4 protein-coding genes are annotated in these 3,283 nt (G+C 65.3%); 1 reads left to right on the forward strand and 3 read right to left on the reverse strand.

The window, feature by feature from the left end:
* Nucleotides 1-168: 168 nt before the first annotated feature.
* The 3 genes from LPZ50_RS23365 to LPZ50_RS23375 form a co-directional block, all read right to left on the reverse strand.
* Nucleotides 169-585, reverse strand: coding sequence for a RidA family protein (locus LPZ50_RS23365; RefSeq protein ID WP_230665251.1), 417 nt, complete (start codon nt 583-585; stop codon nt 169-171).
* A 137-nt stretch (nt 586-722) separates the two neighbouring features.
* The gene (locus LPZ50_RS23370; protein ID WP_230665252.1) at nt 723-1,430 is read right to left on the reverse strand and encodes a glutathione S-transferase N-terminal domain-containing protein; all 708 of its coding nucleotides are present in this window, start codon (nt 1,428-1,430) and stop codon (nt 723-725) included.
* A 107-nt stretch (nt 1,431-1,537) separates the two neighbouring features.
* Nucleotides 1,538-1,744, reverse strand: coding sequence for a hypothetical protein (locus LPZ50_RS23375; protein ID WP_230665253.1), 207 nt, complete (start codon nt 1,742-1,744; stop codon nt 1,538-1,540).
* A gap of 333 nt (nt 1,745-2,077) precedes the next feature.
* On the opposite strand from LPZ50_RS23375, the gene LPZ50_RS23380 reads away from it, so the two are divergent.
* The coding region (locus LPZ50_RS23380) for a multidrug effflux MFS transporter (RefSeq protein ID WP_230665254.1) at nt 2,078-3,283 on the forward strand (1,206 nt) is incomplete at its 3' end.

The raw sequence follows: 3,283 nt of genomic DNA on the forward strand, positions 1-3,283 counted from the left end.
GGACGTATGAAAACCAGAGATCTGGCGCATCGGACATGGAGTGGGGTTTCCCCGGGTGGACGTGAATGGGTGCCGCGGTAGCGGCATGGCCGCCGGCGCCTTGCGCGCGGCGGCCATGCCGTTGCATCTGCAATTATGCCCGCGCCACGCGCACGAGGAAACCGCCGGTCAGGCGGGCAGGGCCGCCACGGCTTCCACTTCGAACAGCATGCCGTCCAGGGCCAGGCGTGGAACGGGAATCAGCGTGCAGGCGGGTTTGATATCGGGCCCGAAGGCGTGGGCCAGTTCCTCGCCAAAAATCGCCAGGCGTTCATGGCTGTGGTCGACCACCAGCACCGACAGCTTGGCCACTTGCCGGGGCGTGGCCTGCGCGGCTGCCAGGGCCGTATTCAGGTTGTCGAATGCCTGGCGCACTTGTGCGCGGAAGTCGGACGCCAACTGGCCATCGGCGGTTTCGCCGCCTTGTCCCGCAATGAAAACCAGGCGGGTTCCCGCGGAAATGCTGGCAACGTGCGAATAGCCGTTGGGCGCGGGGTCGTACAGGCCGTCGGGATTCGTGAAAGCAACGGTATCAGATGGAGGCATGGCCAGGCTCTTGATTCTGGAGTGGAATAGGTCGGAACGTGCAAGGCTTCATAGATAGCATGCCTTGCTTGCGGAGCGTTCGATATCCATGCCGGAAGCCGGGCTATACGCTGCGCAGCGTATAGCCCCTGGCCCAGTCAGCTCTTGCTGGCGGGTATTTCCAGGCCGCGCTGCACGGCCGGGCGAGCGGTGAAGGCGTCGAGTGCGCGCAGCACGCTGGGGTAGTCGCCGATGCCGACCAGGTCGCCCGCTTCATAGAAGCCGATCAGGTTGCGTATCCAGGGAAAGGTGGCGATGTCGGCGATGCTGTAGTCGTCGCCCAGTATCCAGGCGCGGTCCACCAGCCTGCCTTCCAGCACCTGGAGCAGGCGCTTGGACTCGGCCACGTAGCGGTCGCGCGGGCGCTTGTCTTCGTAGTCTTTGCCGGCGAATCGGTGAAAAAAACCCAGTTGGCCGAACATGGGGCCGACGCCGCCCATCTGGAACATCAGCCACTGCAATGCCTGATAGCGTCCCGCAGCATCGCGCGGCATGAACTGGCCGGTTTTCTCGGCCAGGTAAAACAGGATGGCACCCGATTCGAACAGCGCCATGGGTTTGCCGTCCGGGCCGTTGGGGTCCAGGATGGCGGGGATCTTGTTGTTGGGATTCAGCGAAAGAAATTCGCTGGACATCTGGTCCTGCGTGTCGAACGCCACGCGATGCGGCTCGTAGGGCAGGCCGGTTTCTTCGAGCATGATCGACGCCTTCACGCCATTGGGCGTGGGCAGCGAATACAACTGGATGCGTTCTGGGTCGCGCGCCGGCCATTTCTTGGTGATGGGAAAGGCGGAAAGATCGGCCATGGCTGTCCTTTGTGTGATGGAAGGCCTGCCCATCGTAGCCGATGCGTGGCCGCGCGAAGAGCCGCCGGGCCGGGCGCGTGGGCGCCCGGCCCGGCGGGAAGTGTGGGTTAACGGCTGCCGCCGGTGGAAGGATATTGCGGGCTGGGGGTGTTGCTGTTGTTGTCGGGCATGGTGGCAGGAGACGGCGGCGGCGCGCTTTGCGACTGCGTCGAGTCATAGCCGCCCATGTCGCTGCTATGGTTGCGGTGGCCGCCGCAGCCGGCAAGAGCCAGGCTGGCGGCAACGACGGGTAGAGCAAGCATGCTGAGCTTCATATAAACCTCCTGTTGATAAGGCAGTGTCATGACAGCATGTGCCGTGCCTGCGCCCGTCGTTGCCCCTGCGCATCGCCGCAAACGCCGGTAGTTCTTGCCGGGTTTGTAATTTCCGGGCCTGGTGTCTTCCCCGCTGCCATCCGCCATTTGCGCCGCGCGCACCTAGGACTGGTTTGGGCGCGGGAGAGTCTTGATATACAATTAATTGATATGTCATCTAATTTTGCTGCGACTCATGACCAAGCTGCCACGCGCCACAATCACTCTCCCGGCGGCGCAGGTGGCGCGCAGCAGCCTCGCCCCATGTCCTTGCCGGCGGGCGCGGACGGTGGCATGACCGCAGGCACCGCCGCTCTGGACGGCGCTGCCGCCAGCCAGGACCAGCAGCCCCCGCACGTGCCCTTGTGGCTGCTGGCGCTGTTCACGTTCAGCGGCACCCTGGCCATGCATATTTTCGTGCCGGCGCTGGCCATGGCGGGTCGCGACCTGAACGCCGGCAATGGCGCCATGCAGATGACGGTCAGCCTGTACATCATCGGGCTGGCGGTGGGGCAGTTGATCTATGGCCCGCTGTCTGACCGCTATGGGCGCCGCCGTGTGCTGATGGTGGGCCTGGTCATTTACACCGTTGCCGGCCTGGCGGCGGCGCTGGCGCCGCAGGTTTACGCCCTGATCGCCGCGCGCCTGTTCCAGGCCCTGGGCGGCTGCGCGGGCCTGGTGCTGGGCCGCGCCATGGTGCGCGACACTGCGGCCCCTTCTGAAGCGGCCAAGCGGCTGGCATTGATGAACCTGATGGTGACGGTGGCGCCGGGTATCGCGCCCATCGTGGGCGGCGCACTGGCCGCGTCGCTGGGATGGCGCGCGGTGCTGTTCGTGCTGTGCCTGCTGGGCGTGATGAACCTGTTGTTCGCCTGGCGCCTGCTGCCGGAAACCGGCGCGGCGGTGGCGCGGGTGACGGCCTCGGTATTGGCCCGCCATTATCGGCGGCTGCTGGGATCGCGCGAATTCCTGGGCTATGCCATAGGCGGAGGGTGTGCCACGACGTCGATGTTCGCGTTCGTGGCCTCGGCGCCATTCATTTTCGTGGATCAGTTGCATCGTCCCGCCGACGAAGTGGGTCTGTACCTGGCGGTATTGGTGTCCGGAGTGTGGCTGGGCAGCGTGGTGACGACGCGGCTGATCAACCGGATTCCCCTGATCCGCCTGGTAGTGGCCGGCAACGCATTCAGCGCCGTGGCCGCAGTGGCGATGCTGCTGCTGGTGCTGTCCGGCCATGTGGCCGTGGCGCCCCTGGTGATCTTGATGTTCTTCTATACGTTCGGCGCCGGCGTGGCCGGGCCCACGGCATTGACGCTGGCCGTTAGCGTGAACCCGCAGATCATTGGCTCTGCCTCGGGCCTGTACGGGGCGGTGCAGATGGCGGTGGGCGCGTTATGCACGGCGCTGGCGGGCCTGGGAGCTTCGCCGGTTGAAGCCTCGCGCTGGCTGCTCGTCAGCCGCCTGGACGCCTTTAAAATCGTGGGCATCCGGCAGTTTGCC

Origin of the sequence: Bordetella petrii (genome assembly GCF_020991325.1) — a bacterium.
Classification (GTDB): domain Bacteria; phylum Pseudomonadota; class Gammaproteobacteria; order Burkholderiales; family Burkholderiaceae_B; genus Bordetella_A; species Bordetella_A petrii_E.

Excerpts from the sequence above, each read along its gene's own strand:
- LPZ50_RS23375 (WP_230665253.1), bottom strand. The coding sequence starts at position 1,744 with ATGAAGCTCAGCATGCTTGCTCTACCCGTCGTTGCCGCCAGCCTGGCT.
- LPZ50_RS23370 (WP_230665252.1), bottom strand. The coding sequence starts at position 1,430 with ATGGCCGATCTTTCCGCCTTTCCCATCACCAAGAAATGGCCGGCGCGC.
- LPZ50_RS23365 (WP_230665251.1), bottom strand. The coding sequence starts at position 585 with ATGCCTCCATCTGATACCGTTGCTTTCACGAATCCCGACGGCCTGTAC.